The organism is Flavobacterium sp. Sd200, assembly GCF_009826935.1.
In the GTDB taxonomy this organism is placed as follows: domain Bacteria; phylum Bacteroidota; class Bacteroidia; order Flavobacteriales; family Flavobacteriaceae; genus Flavobacterium.
In genome coordinates, this window is sequence record NZ_WUMN01000003.1 from 225,724 (window position 1) to 243,985 (window position 18,262).

Sequence of the window (18,262 nt, forward strand, 5' to 3'; positions counted from 1 at the left end):
TCAAGAAATCAGCAGTCGATTTATTTCTTAGAAATTTTATTCAATGCATTAAATTATTATTTTGATGTTTGTATGATACGCGATGTATCCTTTTAAGCAGATTGTTCAGTGAAGATTGTAATTATAAAATTTACAAGAATAGATATTGGTTTACACTAAAGCAATACATACAATAGATATAAATTTGCGCCTCATTTTTTATACCTGTAATGCCCTGTGATTTTATACTCAAAAAGGCAATCTTCCATAACCTGTCCGCTGCCAATATTATGAACCATTTTATAACGGCCGCCTGTCCCTTTTTTATTTACAACAATGCCAATATGCGGGCGGTTAGAGGGTAGCATCCAGGTAACAATATCGCCGGGCTTGTAATCTGTTGTATTATTAGTGACGGTTTTAACTTCGCCCTTACGGCTAAAAAATACCTGTAGGTTGGGCACTCGACGATGGTCTATATTAGTGTCGGGAGCTTTTAATCCCCACGATTTTGGATATTTACCAAAGTTAGTAGCCATGTCTTCATGAACAAGCTGTTGCAGGTCGATGTCCAGTTTTCGGTAAGCACGAATAACCACATCGGTGCATACTCCACGGTCTTTAGGCACATCGCCGTTGGGATATTTTATTTTAAAATAGGCAGGATCATACTCCACCTTATCGTTAGTAATTGATATCGCAGCGTTAGACAACCTTTCATAAAAGTCATTTTGTGTGGCAGTATCAGGCAGGGCGGTGGTAAAGCCTAATAATAGTAAAATAATGAGTGTTCTCATGGTTAGCTGGTTTGCTATTACAACGGAGCAATATTATTGGGTAGTATGGCAATTGCTGTTATAATTTGTTTAAATTCGTGTAAATCACTTTGCTTTATGGAAGATACTCATGGCAATTTCTCAATAAAATATTGGGCAGAAGACGACCAGCCCCGCGAAAAGCTGATGCTTAAAGGCAAGGCAGCCCTTAGCGATGCCGAGCTTATTGCCATACTTATAGGTTCGGGCAGCCGTAACGAAAGTGCGGTACAGCTTAGCAAGCGCATACTGGCCAGTGTAGACAACAACCTGAACGCCTTGGGCAAACAGTCGCTACAACAGCTTATGAATTTTAAAGGCATAGGAGAGGCCAAAGCCATAAGTATTGCCGCTGCTATGGAACTGGGGCGTCGTCGCCGCGATGAAGATGCACTTAGCCTTAAACAAATAACATCGAGCAGGGCAGTGTTTGAAATTATGCAACCCATTATAGGCGAATTGCCCCATGAAGAGTTCTGGATAATCTATCTTAATAACTCCAATAAAGTGATTTATAAAACCCAGTTGAGTAAAGGCGGATTGACAGGAACAATGGTTGATGTACGAATTGCATATAAAACTGCGTTAGAGCATAATGCGGTGGCTATAATTTTGGTGCATAACCATCCGTCGGGCACACTAAATGCCAGTGAGGCCGATAAGCAGGTAACACGGCAGTTAAAGACGGCAGGGCAGTCGCTTGACATACAGGTGCTCGACCATGTTATTGTAACCGAAAGAGACTATTTTAGTTTTGCTGACGGCGGGATTTTATAAACAACTAAACAAATTATGGATAACGAACTTGTACAACATAAAAGCTGGATGCAACGCAATATTAAATGGTTTGCCCCGGTGCTGGTGTTGCTTTTACTGTTGGGCAGTGTAATGTTTTCATCGGTGTCAGACGCGCAGCTTGGTGGTTTTGCCAATGCCCTGGCAGATGAAGCGTTATATAACAATGCTGTGAAACAAGCCCAAGATAATGATGAGGTTACTAGTGTGCTTGGCAACCTGGAACCTGTAGACCAAATGGCAATTATAGAGAGTGACGTAAATTATTCTGATAATAATAATGCAGTAAACTTATCGGTAAGGATAAAAGGCAGCAAAGCCAAAGGCCGCATGGATGTAGCCGCTACAAAAGTTAATAACGCATGGCAGTATAATGCCATTAAAATAAGGCTTAAAGACCCTAAACGCGAAATTGTGGTTTTAGAGGACTAACCATAATTATTATGTCATATTATTCTAAGTCAATCATTTTTATACTTGCGGTGTTCGCTTTGATCTTGGGTTGCAGATCTTCGCAGCCTGATATGTCTGCCGGGGCGCAGGCCTATCTTGAAGAAGTGATTACGCTTTTGAAAACGAGTTCTGTAAACAGGAATACTATCGATTGGGATAACTTTACAGCTAAAGTTACTGAACGGGCCAAGAATGCTAAAACAGTTGCAGACACTTATGATGCCGTGGCCTTTGCTGTGGCCGAACTTGGCGACCACCATAGTTATTTTGCTCCGAATATTGCTATAGCCGAAGATGCAGAAAAAAAAGAACTTCCCGTATATGAGGATGAGGCAGTACCCCAAGATATAGGTTATATCAGGTTGCCTTTTTGTATTGGCAACGAACAGCAAACACAAAGTTATATTGGCAGTATATTAAAGCAAATATCTGAGAGGGATAAGGCTAACCTTAAAGGCTGGATTGTTGATTTGCGGGGCAATTTTGGAGGCAATATGTGGCCCATGATAGTAGCAGTTGGCCCGATACTTGGTAATGGGACAGTTGGTTATTTTATTGATGCTAATGGTAAAGCTGAAAGCTGGAAATATGCCGATGGAAAATCGTATGCCAATGATGTTGCTATGGAGCAGTACAAAGAGGTGTACCACCTAAAAATAAGCCATCCGTATGTTGCCGTGCTTACAGATACCCTTACGGCAAGCTCTGGCGAGGCAATGGCAGTGGCGTTTAAAGGACGGCCTAAAACAAAAAGTTTCGGATTCAAAACCTATGGAGTTTCTACTGCTAATCAAAGCTACACACTGTCGGATGGATCGAGGATAAACCTGACACAGGCGATTTTTGCCGACAGGGATAAAAAAAGTTACGGTAAGTCTGTTTTGCCCGATGTAGAATGCAATCCCTCCGATGCTGTAAACCAAGCCATTGTATGGCTGCAAAGTCATTAAATTGTTTTAATGTAAATATTCGTGCTTTAAAAGCGAGAACATAAGTGAGTCTTCCATAATGCCCTCTACCAAATAATGCTGGCGAAGCACGCCTTCCTGTATAAAACCAAACTTTGCTAATGTTTTAATGCTTGCGGTGTTGTAAGTGGCAGTCATGGCCTCCACACGGTGTAGGTTCATATTATTAAAACCATAATCAAGAACTGCTTTTACTGCTTCGCTCATAATACCCTTTTGCATGTAATCACTACAATACAGGCCATAGCCAATCTCTGCCCGATTGTGCTGTGTGTACCAGGTGTGGTAACCACACCAGCCAATGACTTTACCGGTGGCGTTATCAGTGATTGTAAAATACAGGAACGATTTATTGAAGGTTGTAAGCCCTTTGTTGTATTTGTTTTTCTCTTTAGTTAAGGCGTCAATGGTTGGCAGGCCTAAAAAGTCCATGATCTCCCAATCTGAAAAGTGCGCATAAACATGATCCAAAACTTCAGGATTTACGGTTTTAAGGGTGAGCCGTTCGGTATGGATTTCAGGGATGGTCAAAGGTTTTTTTATGTAGATAATTTGATATTTATCTCAGAACGAAGTTTAAAATTTTTATGCAGATACCATGCTACCATATCTCCGAAAGTTAAGTCGAGTGTCTCTCTTTGCCAATATCCTTTAGGTGGCAATAAGTTTATTTTACCGTAACTTATTATTTTTATAAACCAAAAAGGTGATATTAAAATATAGTATAAAGTTGTAAAAGGACTAAATAATTCTCCTTCTGAAAGGAAATGTTTGGAGTAATCAAAATCGTGGTGTCCCAAATCATATTTCTTAACAAACTTTTCAAGCAGTTCATAATTATCATCACCTGCCATTCCTAAGTCGTTTTCAATTTTTGTAGAAAGATTGTCAACTTTATCAAAACTTTCTTTTTCCAAAAAAGTTTTAACTTCCAAATAGGCACTCTTTAGAGTTACATAGTCTGCTGTAAAACTTTGACGTTCCATAGGGATAAATTATTTATGGAATTTAAAATATTAATGAGTAACGACTTTTGGAGCCACAATCGAGTGCTCTAAGTAACTTCTTATTTACACACAACTTTCAAAAAAACTTTAAACCTGAAACCCGAAACAAAATTTAAAGAATATGCTTTTGCGCTTTGTATGAAGAGCGCACCAATGCACCGCTTTCTACATGCCTAAAGCCCATTTCAAGACCTATAGTTTCATATTTTTTAAACTGCTCAGGAGTAATGAATTCTTTAACCGGAAGATGCTTTTTGCTTGGTTGCAGGTACTGGCCAATGGTAAGCACATCAAGATTCACGGCACGCAGGTCGGCCATAGTTTGTAGTACTTCTTCCTCGGTTTCGCCAAGGCCAAGCATTATACCCGATTTTGTCCTGTTAATACCACTTGCTTTCAGGTAACGCAATACCTCAAGGCTACGCTCATATTTTGCCTGTATGCGCACCTCGCGGGTAAGACGCTTTACGGTTTCCATATTGTGGCTAACCACTTCGGGCGATACCTGAACTATACGGTCTAATATGCGCTCTACACCCTGAAAATCGGGGATAAGGGTTTCAAGTGTAGTTTTTGGGTTCATCCTGCGAACGGCCTTAACCGTTTCTGCCCAAATAATAGATCCCATGTCTTTAAGGTCGTCGCGGTCTACACTGGTAATAACGGCATGTTTAATGTTCATTATTTTTATAGAGCGGGCCACTTTTTCAGGTTCGTCCCAATCAACTGTTTCGGGTCTTCCGGTTTTAACACCGCAAAAGCCACAAGAGCGGGTACAAACATTACCCAAGATCATAAATGTAGCCGTGCCTTCGCCCCAGCATTCGCCCATATTGGGGCAACTGCCCGATGTGCATATAGTATTAAGCTTGTATTTGTCTACAAGCCCACGCAATTCTGTATATTTTTGGCCTGTAGGCAGTTTTACCCTTAGCCATTTTGGTTTTTGTGTTAAGAGCCCGTTAGAAGCCACGGGGCGGGCAGTGTCTAAAATAGTTTCCATTAGCGTAAACTTTAGGCCACAAAGATAAGGTATATTTAAATACCACCGCACAACACCAAAGAGGTTAAATGTTATGAAAGTTTACCAAAGGTCAGGCTACAAAAAAAGCTCCTTTCGGAGCTTTAATATTATTTCATGTTTACCACTATGGGCAAACTATAGGCCGTTCTAACGGGCTTGCCATTCTTTTTGCCGGGTTCCCATTTGGTTTTTATAGACTGTAGTACCCTTATAGCTTCTTTTGCCATTCCGTTGCCCGGATCTCTGGCTACTTTTATGTTGCTCATACTTCCGTCTTTTTCTACGATGAATGATACATATACTTTTAGTACCGAATTGCTGGCTATGTCGGGTGTCCTGAATTTTTTGCCCACCTGCTCATAAAATTCTTTCATCCCGCCTGGAAAGAAAGGCATAACATCTACAGCGGCCGTGGTTATAATTTCTGTCCCTTCGCCTTCATCATTTTCTCCGGTACCTCCCGGTACACCAGCTGTTGTTGATGTTGTACTTATGCCTCCCTCAGTACCCGGTGTAGTAACGCTGCCTGGATTGCTAGTATGTACATCGTTTATAGTTGGCGGTGTCTCTACAGGTTCAGATGTGGGGGCAAGTGGTTTAAAACGTGTAGTAGGGGCAGAGGCTGCCGGGGCTGCTGCTTTTGGAGCAGGTTCTTCAAATACAGGCTCGGGTTTAGGCTTCTCAGGTTCTTTTTCTTTAAAAACAGGAGGCTCAATATCATGAATTATAATTTCGCGAGTGGTTTTTTCTGTTACTACAGCTTCCGTAGGGCTTAAATAATTTGCAGCGGCAGGTATACCGACTAAACTTACCATAAGACCAATGCCCAGTAAAAGGGCAAGTCCTGTTGTTTTAGAATCTTCACGGCGCAGTTGGTAGGCACCGTATTTTTTGTTGCGGCCTTCAAATACAAGATCGATCCACGCTGGGTCGAAAACGCTTACTTTTGACATAATAGATTGATTTTTTATGGTTTGAACTATTTATAACTATAACGATATAGTATGAGCGCATAGTATATTGTTTACCATAAAAAATCACGATAAATTCTTTAGAACGTGTAGTTTATATGATGGGCTAAAAGAAAACGTTGCGTTATTGTTGGTAAATGAAGCATTGAGTACTTATTGTATTGCTAAAACAAACGTGTTTTGACTGAAACACTATTTTTTTGTCAATATTTCTAACAGCAGTTTTTTAGCTCGAAGAAGCTTAACTTTAACATTATTTAACGGTTCGCCAAGCTGGTTTGCTATTTCCTGATAACTCATCTCCTGAAAATATCGAAGCTGTATTACTTCCTGATACTGCGGTTTTAAATGCTTTATGCACGATAAAAGGTGCGAAAGGTTTTGTTCTATGATCAGTTTGTCTTCTGCAGATGGCGATGTGTCAGCAATATTGTAGGCGTCTTCATCTTCTTCATCAGTGATCTCTACAAACAGCGATGATTTTTTCTTGCGAAGCAAATCAATGTGCACATTCTTAGCAATTGCAATAAGCCAGGTATTAAAGGCATAATCCGGGTTGTAGGTGGCAATCCTGTCAAAAGCCTTACTAAAGGTTTCTATTACAATGTCTTCGGTGTCGGTTTCATTTTGAGTGCGTTTCAGCATAAAACCATATACTTCGTTCCAGTAATGATGCAGTAAAAAGGTAAAGGCAACCTGATCGCCTGTTTTGGCCTTTTCTATGTTGTCAAGTATAAGCTTGGGGGTTATTTCCAATGTACCGGTTTTGAGGTAAGGTTGGCTATATAAACATATAGCTGTGTGAAGATAAGGATAATTTCCATAACCGGAAACCAATAGGCCGCATCTTTTTCGTTTAGCCTGGCAGCACTCTGCGCAACGGTTATCCATGCGGCAATGTAGCGAATGGCTATTACAGGTACAATAAACATCCAGTTGTATTGCAATGCCAGTAAAACTATTGCCAACACAAAAAAGGCCACCTGAAAGAATGTAAACAGTTTTACTACAAATCTGTCTAAAGGTTTAAAAAATGATGCCGTAAAGGCTGCCCTGCGTTTTTCTTTTATAAACTCGGCAAAGGTTTTTTGGGCTTTACTGTAGGTAAAACTCTCCGGAGCATAGCAAACAGCAGTGTTTTTTTTGGTTGCGGCATCGTTTACAAAAAGCGCATCGGCACCTGTGGGTATGCTCATGTGGTTTATGTAGCCATTACGTTTAAAGAACTCGTCTTTTTTGTAGGCAAGGTTGCGTCCGTCTCCTGTAAAAGGTTTGCCCAGCTTGGCCCATGCAAACTGCTGGGTTGCGGTTATAATAGCATTAAAACGGATGATCTTGTTTAGGAACGATTTTGTTTTTTCGTAGGCACTGTAGCCCAAAATAATAGTTTTGTTTAGCGTAAACTGAGAGGTCATGCTCAGTATCCAGTCGGGCGAAGTGGGGTAGCAGTGGGCGTCTGTAAAAAGCAGGTAGTCTTTTCGGGCAGCTTTAATGCCCAGGGTAAGCGCATATTTTTTGTTGCCCCAAAAGGCCTCATTGTTCTCCACTTTTACAAGGCGGATGTTAGCATACTGCTTTTCAAACTCTTCAAAAACATCCAGGGTTTCATCGCTCGAAGCGTTGTCTATAAGCACCAGTTCAAAATCAGGATAGTTTTGTGTGGCAAGAACAGGTATAAGCTCTTTTACCTTTTCGGCATCGTTCTTTGCGCACACCACTACCGATACCGACAGTCTTTTTGGGGTAATAGCCTGTGGTTTGGCAAATGAGAATTTGCCAAAAATACCAAGGTAATAAACAAGTTGTACTACCGCAACGGCAACAAAAACATAAAAAATAATGTTGAGCATACAGGCTTATAATTTTGGGCAAAATTAAGTAAAACGCCTTAAGTAGCAGTTATAAATTTTAACATCTGCTTTATTTTTTTGCAAGTGGCTTAGCGGGCAGTTTTTAATTCCATTTAAAACCTCTCGAAACCGGTATCTCTTCTTTGTTTTTAAGTATTACTGTGCTGCTGTTGGTTGCCTGAATGTAGTTGGTATTTACAATGTATGAGCGGTGGCATTTTACAAAGTTGGGAGGAAGCTCGCTGCTTAGCTGGCTCAGTTTGCCGCGCACAAAATGCTTTTTGCCATCTTTGCTAAAGGCATGCAGGTAGTGGTCTTCGGCTTTAACATACATAAGGTCGTTGAGGTAAATTTTGGTCTTGTCTTTTAGCGTAATATAGTCCTGTATCACAATGTTTTTTACCTTTTCGAGCTCTTCTACGGTTTTAGTGTGCTGCTCTTCTATCTGAGCTTTTTCGGCCTGTACGGTTTGCTTTTCGGCTTCTAGTTTTTTCTTGTTATAATCTACTTTTTTCCAACGTATAAAGGAATAAAGAGCCAGTAAAAACACCAAAAACAACAATGTGCTGAATATTATCCTGTGGCGTTCAAACCTTTCTTTTATACCACTGAGCAATGATATTTGCCTGTCTTTTTGCTTAACCTCATATTTCACGTCTATATCGTGTATGGCAATATTTTGTTCCTCATCATTTATTTGTTTTTCAAGGTCAAGATACAGCTTTTGATATTTGCGACGATTAGGCTGGTCGTTCACGGCATCATAGCTTTCCATGAGTTTTTTGTATATAAGACGAGTGGTCTTAGCTTTGTATTTAGGTATTTGTATTGCCTCCGCCTTTTTTAGCCACTTAATGGCTTCAGGGTAGTTTTGTTCGAAAAAATAGCAAACTCCATACACACAATAGTTGCAGCAAAGATCAAAATCATTGCCTGCGCCCAAGTCCAAATATTTGCGGCTTTTATCGAGATAGGAACGTGACGTTTTAAAATTTCCAAGCTTGGTCTCTACTACGGCCAAATTGTGGTTAAGATCTGCAAAGGCTTGTATGTTGCCGTCGGCATGTTTTAAGCCTTTGTTATAATATACTTTAGCGGTGTCGAGCATTTCTGCATTGTCAGTAAGGTCATAATAATCGACCGCTTTGGTGCCTAAAAGACTGTAACATTTAGCGAGTTTTTGATCGTTGTCGGTTTCTTTGGCGTAGTTGTAGTATTCTTTAAAAAAACTGTTGCCGTATTTGGTGTAATTTTCCTGAGACGAAATTAGTTTATGAATTTCAAAGGCCATCTCTTTAGAAAATTCTGTGAGCCTGAGTTTTTCGAAACGCTGTTTGGCGAGCATATAATATTTAAGGGCAATATCTTCGTGGTTTAAATATTCATAACATTTTCCCACAGCATAATAATTGCCGGCTACTTCTTTAGCGGTAGCCGGCTTGTTTTTTTTAGCTTTATGTAAATATTCCTGAGGGTTAGATGTAGCCTCTTTAGGTATAAAAGCCTGTAGGTTTTGCCCATTGCAAGCCCATGCCAGCAGGAATAGAAATAAAGTGATATACCTCATTATTTAACTTTTAAAATAAGGTCGCCTTTGGCGAGTTTTGGGGTCAATATTCCTTTTTTGCCGAATGATTCACATTCTTCATTTTCAGGTGTGTATGTGTATGGGTCTATGATTATTTCAGAATTATATTTGTTCCATTGCTGGTTAAGTGCCGTAAGTGAATCTGAAGATATATGATTGTCAGGATTTTTTTCTATTCTATAAACATAATAAGGTGTTAGAGACAAAAAAGTGTTAGCTGATTTTTCATTAATAGCCATTATTCTAACCTTTTGGTCTACATCCCATTCATACCTATTTTCAAGGTTAAATGATACACTCATTGGTATCTCTGCGGCGGCATCACGAAGATTGTCAATGTTATTGTATCTAAAGACAAGTGCATAATGCCCATCATATTTAATTAAGAGCGGTGGTCCTGCAAACGCATATTTTTTATTATCATTTCCAAAATGATTTTTTACCATGAGTTCAATAAACACATCGATCCTATTGTTATTAGTTTTTTTTAATACTGCTTTTATAAATTGGTACTCTGTCCATTCATTAGAGTTCGACGGAGGAGGAAGTGTGGTAGTAGCAGTAGTTTCTAAAACAATAATTTCTGTTTCAGTGTTTGCGATTGTTGCAGTTTGAACTTCTTCTGCAGTTGGTTTTGGTTCCATAATGTGATTGGTTTAAGATAATAATTGGTTTATAAATTTAGTGAAATTTTAACAAGTACGCGTCCTTGATGAAAATTTAATACACTCCAAAACAACAACAAACCAGTGGGTTGCAAAAATAAATGTCGTGAAATGCACAGAAAATAGCGCCAAATGCATTGTAGGAAAAATGCTTCGCTTTAAGTACAGCCTGAAAGCAAAAAATCCGCGATTCAAAACTCTGAATCGCGGATTTTTTTAGATGTTTTAAGAGTGCTTTATATCACATTTACCTCTGCCTCTATGCTAATGCCAAAGGTGTCTAAAACGGTTTGCTGTATGTTTTTAGAAAGGTTAAGTAGTTCCTGACCTGTGGCGGTGCCATAATTTACTAATACCAAGGCCTGTTTTGCATGCACGCCTGCATCGCCAAAACGTTTGCCCTTAAAACCGCATTGCTCAATGAGCCAGCCTGCCGGCACTTTTACAAAACTATCGTCTAAAGTATAGTGTGGCATAGTGGGATGTTGTAGGTAAATGCGCTCAAACTGTTCTATGGTAATAACAGGGTTTTTAAAAAAACTGCCGCTATTGCCCAGTTCTTTAGGGTCGGGCAGTTTGCTTTGACGTATTGTTGTTATAGCATTGCTAACCTCTTTAATGGTAGGCGATACTATATTATGGCTGGCAAGCTCGGCGGCAATGTCGCCATAAGAGGTGTTTATAACGTGGTTGGTCTTTGTAAGCCCGAACGTTACCGATGTTATAATGTATTTGTCTTTAAGCCTGCCTTTAAAAACACTCTCGCGATAGCCAAACTCGCAATCTTTATTAGTAAACGTTACCAATTGCTGCGTTTCGCGGTCTATGGCTTCGCAGCTTACCATGGTATCTTTGATCTCTTTACCATAAGCACCTATATTCTGAATGGGGGTCGTGCCAACGTTTCCGGGAATAAGTGACAGGTTCTCGATACCGCCATAACCCTGATCTATACAATATAGCACAAACTCATGCCAGTTTTCTCCGGCCATGGCTTTAATATGCACCGTGTTGTCATCCTGCCAAACCACCTCTTTGCCCTTAAGATTTACGTGTATTACAAGGGCATCAATATTCTGAGTAAGGAGCATGTTGCTGCCGCCGCCCAGTATAAACAATTTCTTGCCTTTGTTTTCTTTTAATACTTCTGCCAGCTCTGCAACAGACTGTACTGAAGCAAATTCTTTCGCGTTAGCAGCAATACCAAAGGTGTTATGGTTTTTAAGAGGGTAGTTGGTTTTGATTTCCATTTCAGGACGGTTTGTTTTTACAACGGCAAAGGTACATCTAAAAGCTACTCTGTAGTGAGCGCACGGTTTAAAAATTCTACAAGTGGTTTTAGTACTATAAGTTTTTTCGCAGTTTTTTTTACAAAGTTTTTATCGGTAAGTTCTTTATCGCTGATAGGGGCAGAGGCCAAAAAGCTTTTTAGCTTGAGGAATTCTATTGCCGGATGATCTTTGTCGAAATCTTTAGGCGATGTTTTAAGGGTATTGCCCTCATTACTTTCCAATTTACCAAATACCTTTTTAAAATCTTCGGCAGCTATAATTTCTTCAAGCTCTTCATAAAAACCGTCTATTTCGCGACGCACTTTTTTAAGGTCGGCAGCGTCAGGAAAATATAGCCCTCCGGCAAGAAACGATGCGCCTTTTTCAATGTGTACATAATATCCCGCAAGATTGGTGTTCTTTTTGCCTTCGCACATCCAAATGCCTAAGTGAGTTTTATAAGGAGTCTTGTCTTTACTAAAGCGGATGTCGCGGTTAATGCGGTAAGAGCAATCTTTAAACTCAAGTTGTTCAAGCCTGTCGTCTAAAGGTTTAATTTCTTCCAAGAACTTCTCAACAGTGTCTTTGTAGTCTTTTTTATAGTTTTCGTACCTGTCTTGGTTTGCCTGAAACCAGTCGCGATTGTTGTTCTTTTTTAAGTCGTCCTGAAATTTTAATGTATTGGGTGTTATCATGACATAAAAGTAGGAATTTGTTGTGGGGTTTCAAAGCGGTTTTATAGTTCAAATTACTACATCCTGAAAATACTATAACTCTGGTGGGTAGTTTTAATAATGCTCTCGGTGCGTTCGGCATGGGTATCGCTGATGAATATTTGGCCGAAAACTTTATCGTTTATCATTTGTACTATTTTTTCCACCCGGCTTTCGTCGAGTTTGTCAAAAACATCGTCAAACAATAAAATGGGCAAAACGCCTCCCTGTTTTTTAATAAACTCGAACTGCGCAAGTTTAAGGGCGATTAAAAACGATTTTTGCTGCCCCTGCGACCCGAATTTTTTTATAGGATGCCCTTCAATTTCAAACAACAGGTCGTCTTTATGTATGCCAACACTGGTGTATTGCAGTACACGGTCGCGCTGCAGGTTTTCGGTAAATAACTCAGCAAGGGATTTCTCTTTTAGCTGGCTGTCATAAACAAGATCTACATTATCTGCACTGCCAGTAATGGTTTCGTGGTGTTTATTAAAAATGGGGACAAAATCAGCCAAAAAATTACGTCGCTTTTCAAATATAATTTGCCCCATGGTGTTAAGCTGGTCGTTGTAAACCAAAAGCGTGTCATTATCAAAAGTGTGGTTAAGGGCAAAATATTTAAGCAGTGCATTGCGCTGTGCTACCACTTTTTGATAATTGATGAGCTCCTGTAAATAGGAACTGTCAAGCTGAGATATAACGCTGTCTAAAAACTTACGCCTTGTTTCGCTGCCTTCGGTTATAAGATCGTTGTCAGACGGCGATATAATTACCAGAGGAATAAGCCCCACATGCTCGCTAAACTTGTCGTATGCCTTACCGTTGCGTTTTAAAACCTTTTTAAGTCCTTTTTTCAGGCTGCATATAATTTGTTCCTTTCTGTCTTCTTTTATAAAAGTGCCGTCTATTACAAAAAAATCTTCGCCATGTTTAATATTCTGCACTGCAAGCGGATTGAAGTAGCTTTTTCCGTAAGCAAGATGGTATATGGCATCGAGTACATTGGTCTTGCCAACACCGTTCTTTCCGGTAAAGCAATTTATTTTGGGGTCAAATTCATAATTTGCCTCAGCGATGTTCTTATAATTAAGGAGTGATAAATTTTGTAAATGCATTTGCAATGGATGCTGGCTATGAAAACTTTGTGCAAAAAGCACTGCTTTTTTACAGAGCCCGCAAATTATTGAAAAATATCCATAAAAAGGTCTTTCAGATTTCAATAAAAATTTTATTTTTGCGCTCACTAAAATAAAATAAATGGCAACATATAATAAAAGAGGCTATAAAGCACCCAAGCCTGAGAAACCTGAAGATGATGTAGTTGAAGCAGTTCCGGTAGAGGAAACTGTAGCCTATGATGGAAACAGTACTACGGCTGAGGTTTTTAATTCGCTTGACGAAGGAGCTTCTAAAACTGAGGAGTGGGTACAAAAAAACCAAAAATCTATCTTTGTTGTAGTAGGTGTTGTAGCTCTTATAACTATTGGCTATTTGCTGTTTGATAAATTTGTTGATGGCCCTAAAGAAGAAGAGGCTGCTAACGAAATGTTTCAGGCAGAGCAGTATTTTACACAGGCTGTAAATGCACAAAAATCTCAGGACTCTCTATACAACCTTGCACTTAACGGTGGCGAAGGTAAATTTGGTTTCCTTGCTATTATAGATAAATACAGTGGTACAGACGCAGCTAACCTTGCACATTATTTTGCAGGTACTGCTTACCTTAACACAGGTAAATATAAAGATGCTGTAGAGCACCTTGAAGATTTTAAAACTAAAGACGAGATACTAAAAGCTACTGCTCTTGGTGCAACGGGCGATGCTTTTGTACAACTTGGTACTCTTGACGAAGGTTTAAAATATTATCTTGATGCTGCTAAAGTTAGCGATAACGATGTGCTTACACCGCGTTTCCTTTTTAAAGCAGCACAGGTATCTTTAGAGCAAAAGAAAAAAGACGATGCTCTTAAATACTTCAAAGAAATTAAAGAAAAATACAGCGCATCTACAGAGGGCGCTATGATAGACGCTTATATAGCTGAGCTTGAATAATGGCTACAATAAATAAAAATTTATCCGAATACGATAAAAACGCTATCCCAAACACGAAAGGCTTTCGGTTTGGGATAGTTGTTTCTGAGTGGAATGAAAATATAACATCAGGCCTTTATAAAGGTGCTGTTGAGGCTTTGCTTGAAAACGGCGTGGCTCAGGATGATATCGTGTCTTGGGATGTGCCGGGAAGTTTTGAGCTGGTATATGGCAGCAAGCGAATGATAGAAACTCAAAGTGTAGATGCTGTTATAGCAATAGGCAGTGTTATACAGGGTGAGACAAAACATTTTGATTTTGTTTGCGAAGCAGTATCCCAAGGCATTAAAGACCTTAATGTACTTACAGATGTGCCGGTAATATTTTGTGTACTTACTGATAATACCATGCAGCAGGCTATAGACCGAAGCGGTGGTATTCATGGTAACAAAGGTACTGAGGCGGCTATTGTTGCCATAAAAATGGCTAATCTTAGAAGACAGACAAGTTAAGGGAAACTCCTTACTTATAATATTAAACCTTTCCGCAAACGAAAGGTTTTTTTGTGCCTGTTAATTTCATTGATTTATTTAGAAGCAATAAGTGTTGCTGGTTTTTGCAGTTTGAACGGATTTTTTTACCGTTCGTCGCAACAAAAACTGCACTCATCTAAAAACCACAGATTAAGGATGAGTGTTAAAATACCTTTGTACAAGAAAATCACTGAAACAAAACTTTACAAAATGGCACAAATTACCCCAAAAACTAATTTCAGCATTTTTAGCTTTTCAGCTTTTGTAATGCTATGCTTATTTGGCTTACAGGCAAATGCACAAACGTGTACTCCTGTTGGCGACCAAACGTCTTACGGACAGGGCGAATGGAGAGGTTATGTATACAGCCCTATATCAGCAAGCGGCACGCCAACTGCTACAGCTTTTGCATCGGCAAACTATAAAGGCTACGTTACACGCACAGCAAACTTTGACCAGAACATAGGAGACGGTGCTTTGCCATCTGAGTCTACACTATGTAGCGGTACTTACAATCAAAACTTTATCATCCGTTATAAAATGCAGGCTAATCTTGCTGCAGGTTGGTACACCTATACTATTGGCGGAGATGACGGTTACAGGTTAAGTTTAGATGGTGGGGCTAATTTCCCGACTAATATGAGCGACTGGGCTGACCACGGTTTTCAGTCTAAAACGGCTACATATTATCATGTAGGTGGTGTTATTAATATGGTGTTAGAGTATTTTGAGCACGGTGGTGCATCAAGAATAAAATTCGATTATGCTTTGGCATCTTGTACGTCTACAGCCCCTACGTTTATTTCTGGTACGGCTACCTCAAGCTGCTCTGCTGGTACAACACTAACTGCAACAGGTGGTCTTGCCGGTGCAAACTGTACTTATCAATGGGGTGTGGGCAGCGTGGTTGGCGAAAATATTATAGCAGGCCAAACGGGTGTATCTATAACAGTACAACCATATACTACAAAAACATATTGGGTTAGGCGTGTAAGTGCTGCACCATGTTCTACAACTACAGAGGGTATTACAAGAACCGTTACAGTAGCTACACCGGCTCCAGGCGACCCTTCTGCCTACGGAGACAACAAGTGGAATGTATATGGCTACAGGGGCAGAGATCTTGACTTTAATGTTACGACTACAGAATATGCCGGATATTACAGTGTGTCTACACTGGGCTTTGATACACAAACTTCATGGAACAAAAACTCTTCGCCATCTTTTTATGCCAGCACTAATGGCTATACAGGTTGTGAGCTTCCTATAGAGAATTTTACTTTTGTGCACAAACGTAAAGGTTTTACCTGCGGAAGCTATAGGATACAAATGGAAAACTGGGACGACGACAGCCGCCTGTATATAAACGGTGTGCAGGTTTGGAACTTTGTAGGATACAGCGGAGGACAGCCGGTACAAAACATTGGTACTTTTGATCTTGATGCTAATTCAACAATAGAGTTAAGGGTAGAAGAGAATGGTGGAGACGCAAATGCAAAACTGGTTATAACTCCTTTAAATGTATCTACTGCACCGTCTTCAATATCGGGTGTGGCATCGTGCTGCCAAAATGCACTTATTACACTTACAGCAACCGGGGGTACTTTGGCTCAGGGCGCGCAATATGAGTGGGGTACAGGGGCTGTTGGTTCTAATATAATAGCAGGTCAAACAGGAGCTACACTTACTGTAGTTACTACAACTACAACAACATATTGGGTTAGGATAAAATCGGCTTGTGGCGCATATACTACAGCTGCAACAAAAGCGGTAACAGTTCCTGCTCCTTTAGTGTATAATAACGGATGGAATGGTACCCCTGATATCAATACGGCGGTAGAAATAAGAAGTAACCTTGCGTTGCCACAAAATCTTGAGGTATGCTCTTGTCAGGTAAAACCAAATGTAACGCTAACGGTGCCTACAGGAAAAACACTTACGGTTAAAAACAAGCTTACTGTAGAGGCGACAGGAAATGTTATTGTAGAAAACAATGGTGCCTTAGTGCAAATCGAGAAAGTGCAGGACGAGGGGTCTATAGTTGTTCATAAAAACAGCAACCCGCTTTACAGACTTGATTATACAATGTGGAGTGCCCCGGTTACAGGACAAAACCTCTTGGCTTTTTCACCTCAAACAACAGTAGGTCGTTTTTATGAATATAAGTATGATTTTGATGCTACGGCTAATGCATACCTTGAGCAGTATTTTATCGTAGATCCAACCGTTAATAATTTTGTACCGGGTAAAAGCTACCTTATACGCATGCCAAATAGCAACAGTGCAACGGGCTATAATGCAGGAACCGCTTCGATAACTATAGACGGTACTTTTACGGGTGTGCCAAACAATGCCGATGTTAGTGTGCCGGCATCTACACAAGGCAATCGCTATACAGCTGTGGGCAACCCGTATGCATCGCCTATAAGTGTTAAAGATTTTTTCGATCAAAATTCAGGCGTTCTGCAGGCCAACTCAGCAATTTATTTGTGGAGAAAAAGAAATAACGCTCAGGTTTCTTCCTATGCTACTATTACTCTTGCAGCCTTTACCAAAAACTCAGCTACGGGCGGCGGATCTGAGCAGGGAGTATATTATACAGGCAGTAACGTTAACTGGACATTGGCACAGGGGCAGGGGTTTATTGTAAAAACTGCTGCTTCACCAACAAGAACTAATATATTGTTTACAAACAGTATGCGTCGAAATGCTCCTGTAAGCGGCAATCAATCGTTCTTCAGGACAGCACAATCTGCACCATCACGTCTTTGGCTAAACCTTACAGGTGCAGAAAATGGTTTTAGCCAGGCAGCTATAGCTTATATGGAAGAAGCTACTACTGATTTAGATTATGGTTATGATGGTCAGCAACTAAGCGATGGTGGGCTTTCGATATACTCTATTGCTCAGGAAACAAATCTTGCAATACAGGCAAGACCGGAGTTTACAACTACAGATGTTGTTGCATTGGGATATAATGCTGCCCAGTCAGGACAATATACTATATCACTTGATAATGTAGAGGGGGTATTTGCTGAAGGCCAGGAAATTTTTATAAAAGATAATGTGGCCAATACTGTGAACAACATAACCCACACAGGTTATACTTTTACTACAGAGGCAGGAACTTTTAATGACAGGTTTGAAGTGGTATATGCTGCAAGGACTTTAAATGCTAATACACCGCACCTGGATGCTAACAGTGTAATTGTTTACAAAAACGGCAACCAAATAGATATTAATACGGGTATAGCGGAAATGACAGATGTAAACGTATATGATATTCGTGGAAGGAAGCTTTACAACAAAGATAATGTAAATGCATCTGAAGTGTCAATAACGGGTCTACAGGTAAGCACAGAAGTGTTGATCGTCGAGATAAATACTAACAAAGGTAAAGTAAGTAAAAAGATCATATTTTAATCTTTATTTGTTAAATTATGGTTAAAACAAAAGCCTGCTGTTTATACAGTAGGCTTTTGTTGTTAAATAAATGTTTGTTATATAAATATGTTAATATGTAGGTTGTCGATATTTTGTAACAATACATCTATAATGTATTGGTTTTAAGCAGTAAAATAGGTGTGTAAATTGAA

General features: G+C 39.7%; 18 protein-coding genes. 6 read left to right on the forward strand and 12 right to left on the reverse strand.

Annotation, left to right across the window (positions count from 1 at the left end):
- Positions 1 to 191 precede the first annotated feature (191 nt).
- Entirely contained in the window at positions 192 to 776 is a 585-nt protein-coding gene (locus tag GR160_RS10285) for a DUF1287 domain-containing protein (RefSeq protein ID WP_160749783.1), read from the reverse strand.
- A 96-nt stretch (positions 777 to 872) separates the two neighbouring features.
- On the opposite strand from GR160_RS10285, the gene radC reads away from it, so the two are divergent.
- From radC to GR160_RS10300, 3 genes are read left to right on the forward strand one after another with little or no spacing between them, the layout of a single operon-like run.
- Positions 873 to 1,571 carry a DNA repair protein RadC gene (gene radC / locus GR160_RS10290; RefSeq protein ID WP_160749784.1) on the forward strand — a complete coding sequence of 233 codons (699 nt, stop codon included), beginning with the start codon at positions 873 to 875 and terminating at the stop codon, positions 1,569 to 1,571.
- 15 nt (positions 1,572 to 1,586) lie between these two features.
- Positions 1,587 to 2,021, forward strand: a complete 435-nt coding sequence (locus tag GR160_RS10295; protein ID WP_160749785.1) for a cytochrome c oxidase assembly factor Coa1 family protein — start codon at positions 1,587 to 1,589, stop codon at positions 2,019 to 2,021.
- A gap of 11 nt (positions 2,022 to 2,032) precedes the next feature.
- The gene (locus tag GR160_RS10300; RefSeq protein WP_160749786.1) at positions 2,033 to 2,992 is read left to right on the forward strand and encodes a S41 family peptidase; all 960 of its coding nucleotides are present in this window, start codon (positions 2,033 to 2,035) and stop codon (positions 2,990 to 2,992) included.
- Between the two features lie 6 nt (positions 2,993 to 2,998).
- Here the strand turns inward: GR160_RS10300 and GR160_RS10305 are convergent, their stop codons facing one another.
- The 11 genes from GR160_RS10305 to GR160_RS10355 all read right to left on the reverse strand — a co-directional run bounded on the left by GR160_RS10305 (position 2,999) and on the right by GR160_RS10355 (position 13,217).
- Positions 2,999 to 3,541, reverse strand: a complete 543-nt coding sequence (locus tag GR160_RS10305) for a GNAT family N-acetyltransferase (RefSeq protein WP_160749787.1) — start codon at positions 3,539 to 3,541, stop codon at positions 2,999 to 3,001.
- An 8-nt stretch (positions 3,542 to 3,549) separates the two neighbouring features.
- Positions 3,550 to 3,996, reverse strand: coding sequence for a DUF1493 family protein (locus GR160_RS10310; RefSeq protein WP_160749788.1), 447 nt, complete (start codon positions 3,994 to 3,996; stop codon positions 3,550 to 3,552).
- Positions 3,997 to 4,129: 133 nt separating this feature from the next.
- Positions 4,130 to 5,020, reverse strand: coding sequence for a lipoyl synthase (gene lipA / locus GR160_RS10315; protein ID WP_160749789.1), 891 nt, complete (start codon positions 5,018 to 5,020; stop codon positions 4,130 to 4,132).
- Positions 5,021 to 5,148: 128 nt separating this feature from the next.
- Entirely contained in the window at positions 5,149 to 5,994 is an 846-nt protein-coding gene (locus GR160_RS10320; RefSeq protein ID WP_160749790.1) for an energy transducer TonB, read from the reverse strand.
- Positions 5,995 to 6,204: 210 nt separating this feature from the next.
- Positions 6,205 to 6,768 (reverse strand): RNA polymerase sigma factor, encoded by a 564-nt coding sequence (locus tag GR160_RS10325; protein ID WP_237421205.1) that lies wholly within the window; start codon positions 6,766 to 6,768, stop codon positions 6,205 to 6,207.
- The gene (locus GR160_RS19415) at positions 6,759 to 7,862 is read right to left on the reverse strand and encodes a glycosyltransferase (protein ID WP_160749792.1); all 1,104 of its coding nucleotides are present in this window, start codon (positions 7,860 to 7,862) and stop codon (positions 6,759 to 6,761) included. The genes GR160_RS10325 and GR160_RS19415 overlap by 10 nt, the downstream gene beginning before the upstream one ends.
- A gap of 103 nt (positions 7,863 to 7,965) precedes the next feature.
- The gene (locus GR160_RS10335) at positions 7,966 to 9,429 is read right to left on the reverse strand and encodes a LytTR family transcriptional regulator DNA-binding domain-containing protein (protein ID WP_160749793.1); all 1,464 of its coding nucleotides are present in this window, start codon (positions 9,427 to 9,429) and stop codon (positions 7,966 to 7,968) included.
- Positions 9,429 to 10,094, reverse strand: coding sequence for a hypothetical protein (locus tag GR160_RS10340; protein WP_160749794.1), 666 nt, complete (start codon positions 10,092 to 10,094; stop codon positions 9,429 to 9,431). The genes GR160_RS10335 and GR160_RS10340 overlap by 1 nt, the downstream gene beginning before the upstream one ends.
- A 257-nt stretch (positions 10,095 to 10,351) precedes the next feature.
- Entirely contained in the window at positions 10,352 to 11,365 is a 1,014-nt protein-coding gene (gene murB / locus GR160_RS10345) for a UDP-N-acetylmuramate dehydrogenase (RefSeq protein ID WP_160749795.1), read from the reverse strand.
- Positions 11,366 to 11,409: 44 nt separating this feature from the next.
- Positions 11,410 to 12,081 carry a DUF2461 domain-containing protein gene (locus tag GR160_RS10350; RefSeq protein WP_160749796.1) on the reverse strand — a complete coding sequence of 224 codons (672 nt, stop codon included), beginning with the start codon at positions 12,079 to 12,081 and terminating at the stop codon, positions 11,410 to 11,412.
- A 56-nt stretch (positions 12,082 to 12,137) separates the two neighbouring features.
- A complete protein-coding gene (locus GR160_RS10355) occupies positions 12,138 to 13,217 on the reverse strand; it encodes a DNA replication/repair protein RecF (protein WP_160749797.1) in 1,080 nt (359 codons plus the stop codon).
- 142 nt (positions 13,218 to 13,359) lie between these two features.
- On the opposite strand from GR160_RS10355, the gene GR160_RS10360 reads away from it, so the two are divergent.
- The 3 genes from GR160_RS10360 (at position 13,360) to GR160_RS10370 (ending at position 18,089) form a co-directional block, all read left to right on the forward strand.
- Positions 13,360 to 14,154, forward strand: coding sequence for a tetratricopeptide repeat protein (locus GR160_RS10360; RefSeq protein ID WP_160749798.1), 795 nt, complete (start codon positions 13,360 to 13,362; stop codon positions 14,152 to 14,154).
- Positions 14,154 to 14,645: a 6,7-dimethyl-8-ribityllumazine synthase gene (gene ribH / locus GR160_RS10365; protein ID WP_160749799.1), complete on the forward strand. Its 492-nt coding sequence runs from the start codon at positions 14,154 to 14,156 to the stop codon at positions 14,643 to 14,645. The genes GR160_RS10360 and ribH overlap by 1 nt, the downstream gene beginning before the upstream one ends.
- Positions 14,646 to 14,876: 231 nt before the next feature.
- Entirely contained in the window at positions 14,877 to 18,089 is a 3,213-nt protein-coding gene (locus GR160_RS10370) for a T9SS sorting signal type C domain-containing protein (RefSeq protein ID WP_160749800.1), read from the forward strand.
- Positions 18,090 to 18,262 lie beyond the last annotated feature (173 nt).

Excerpts from the sequence above, each read along its gene's own strand:
- GR160_RS10285 (WP_160749783.1), bottom strand. The coding sequence starts at position 776 with ATGAGAACACTCATTATTTTACTATTATTAGGCTTTACCACCGCCCTG.
- radC (WP_160749784.1), top strand. The coding sequence starts at position 873 with ATGGAAGATACTCATGGCAATTTCTCAATAAAATATTGGGCAGAAGAC.
- GR160_RS10295 (WP_160749785.1), top strand. The coding sequence starts at position 1,587 with ATGGATAACGAACTTGTACAACATAAAAGCTGGATGCAACGCAATATT.
- GR160_RS10300 (WP_160749786.1), top strand. The coding sequence starts at position 2,033 with ATGTCATATTATTCTAAGTCAATCATTTTTATACTTGCGGTGTTCGCT.
- GR160_RS10310 (WP_160749788.1), bottom strand. The coding sequence starts at position 3,996 with ATGGAACGTCAAAGTTTTACAGCAGACTATGTAACTCTAAAGAGTGCC.
- lipA (WP_160749789.1), bottom strand. The coding sequence starts at position 5,020 with ATGGAAACTATTTTAGACACTGCCCGCCCCGTGGCTTCTAACGGGCTC.
- GR160_RS10320 (WP_160749790.1), bottom strand. The coding sequence starts at position 5,994 with ATGTCAAAAGTAAGCGTTTTCGACCCAGCGTGGATCGATCTTGTATTT.
- GR160_RS19415 (WP_160749792.1), bottom strand. The coding sequence starts at position 7,862 with ATGCTCAACATTATTTTTTATGTTTTTGTTGCCGTTGCGGTAGTACAA.
- GR160_RS10335 (WP_160749793.1), bottom strand. The coding sequence starts at position 9,429 with ATGAGGTATATCACTTTATTTCTATTCCTGCTGGCATGGGCTTGCAAT.
- GR160_RS10340 (WP_160749794.1), bottom strand. The coding sequence starts at position 10,094 with ATGGAACCAAAACCAACTGCAGAAGAAGTTCAAACTGCAACAATCGCA.
- murB (WP_160749795.1), bottom strand. The coding sequence starts at position 11,365 with ATGGAAATCAAAACCAACTACCCTCTTAAAAACCATAACACCTTTGGT.
- GR160_RS10350 (WP_160749796.1), bottom strand. The coding sequence starts at position 12,081 with ATGATAACACCCAATACATTAAAATTTCAGGACGACTTAAAAAAGAAC.
- GR160_RS10355 (WP_160749797.1), bottom strand. The coding sequence starts at position 13,217 with ATGCATTTACAAAATTTATCACTCCTTAATTATAAGAACATCGCTGAG.
- GR160_RS10360 (WP_160749798.1), top strand. The coding sequence starts at position 13,360 with ATGGCAACATATAATAAAAGAGGCTATAAAGCACCCAAGCCTGAGAAA.
- ribH (WP_160749799.1), top strand. The coding sequence starts at position 14,154 with ATGGCTACAATAAATAAAAATTTATCCGAATACGATAAAAACGCTATC.
- GR160_RS10370 (WP_160749800.1), top strand. The coding sequence starts at position 14,877 with ATGGCACAAATTACCCCAAAAACTAATTTCAGCATTTTTAGCTTTTCA.